The sequence below is a fragment of the Butyrivibrio sp. MC2021 genome (genome assembly GCF_000621605.1).
In the GTDB taxonomy this organism is placed as follows: domain Bacteria; phylum Bacillota; class Clostridia; order Lachnospirales; family Lachnospiraceae; genus Butyrivibrio.
In genome coordinates this window covers 1-1648 of the sequence record NZ_JHXX01000032.1, presented here as the reverse complement: position 1 = coordinate 1648, position 1648 = coordinate 1, and the positions used below count along the sequence as shown (strand labels likewise).

General features: G+C 42.4%; 1 protein-coding gene. It reads right to left on the bottom strand.

All coding sequences use genetic code 11. From position 1 onward, the window contains the following. Positions 1-98: 98 nt before the first annotated feature. A complete protein-coding gene (locus T359_RS20945; protein WP_155840168.1) occupies positions 99-1511 on the bottom strand; it encodes an IS1182 family transposase in 1413 nt (470 codons plus the stop codon). Positions 1512-1648 lie beyond the last annotated feature (137 nt).

Here is a 1648-nt window from a genome sequence, read left to right as displayed (position 1 = left end):
CAGACTGTAGACAAAGTGGTCCTGAGAGCGTAGCTCTCAAGACCATTTTTCTTTTTCGCGAGTGTTTTATTGATAATAAAGGATAGAAACGGCCTCTATCAGGCCATCTCTAACCGCCATTCATGCTTGATTCTTGCAAGCTTTTTCAGATTCATACACGCAAATGTAAGCGCGACCTTCATTTCCATCCGCGCCTTGCCATACATCTGCGTATATCTGAATCCGTGGTTCTCTTTAGCTGTTCCAAAGATTCTCTCTATTGTTTCTTTTCTGTGAGAATAGAGATCCTTCATTCCTTCTGTGTACCTTATATCCTCACATTCTTCCATGTAATCTTCCCAGATATGACGAGTTATAAGCTTTACATGGTTTTTACTGAGTGTGCACTGCTCGAGATATGGACAGCTTTCACAGACCTTTCCGCAGCTCTTGTATTCCCGGTATCCATCACGATTTGTTGTTGAATACTCCAGTACCTGATCATTAGGGCATACATAGCAGTCATTGTATTCATCGTATGCGTACTCAGATTTCTTAAAGAATCCTTTCTTTGTCATTGGACGCTTGTATGGGAGAAGTGGTTTGATGCCATCATCTATGAGGAGTTTTGCTATGGCCGGTGTCTTATAGCCTGCGTCTGCAACGATAGTTTCAACACCAATATCCTTGATCTTATCGTATAGCCCTTTGAATGTACGGCTGTCATGCTCATTGCCTGGATTAACTGTATAATCAAGAATCCATCCATTCTTATCACAGGCAGTCTCTATACCGTATGCGAATACATTCTTGTGTTCACCTTTGTGGAACCATCCACTATCAGGATCGGTAATGCTGCATTTTACTTTCTTGGTATCCTTTGGCACATCGTCTGTAAAATCACTGAAATCATCATGCCCACCTGTGCCTTTATCATTATCATCATCTTTATCTTTAAGAGGTTTCTTGCCGTGCTCAGCTCTGTCTTCGTTTATCTCTTTCCTGAGCATTTCTTCATAGAACAGTGCTTCCTGCTTTGCCAGTTTATGCTGCATCTTACGGTTGTTTGCTCTGGCTTTTACATGAGTGGCATCTACAAATACAGCAGTAGGATCAACAAGCTTGAAGCGGTAGCAGTCTTCAAGAATACGCTGGAATATCTGCTCAAAGAGGTCTGTGTCCTTGAAACGTCTTGTATAGTTCTTTCCAAATGTTGAGAAGTGCGGGACGGGTTCGTTAAGTTCCAGGCCCAGGAACCATCTGTATGCAACGTTGACTTCGATTTCCTTGATAGTCTGCCTCATGCTGCGGATTCCGTATAGATACTGGATGAAAGGGATTTTAATGAGAGTGACAGGATCCATGCTGGGTCTTCCCATGTCTGAAGAATACTTATTTTCAACAAGATCATATATGAATGACCAGTCGATGGCTTTATCAATAAGCCTGAGCATGTGGTCCTGTGGAACCAGATCGTCCATGCTCACAAACTGCATCTGTTCGCGTTTTCTTTCGGTATTAGAAGTCATCATAAAGGCAATCCCCATCCCCAACTTTGATACTTCTATTATACCAGAAAAAGCGCCTCAAGCCCAGATAAATACTGAGTTTCCGGCACTTTTATAAAGAAAAATCCACGGCAGATGCCGTGGACTTTGTCTACAGTCTG

What these genes read in the sequence shown, in the direction of transcription:
- T359_RS20945 (WP_155840168.1), bottom strand. Translation starts at nt 1,511, where the DNA reads ATGATGACTTCTAATACCGAAAGAAAACGCGAACAGATGCAGTTTGTG.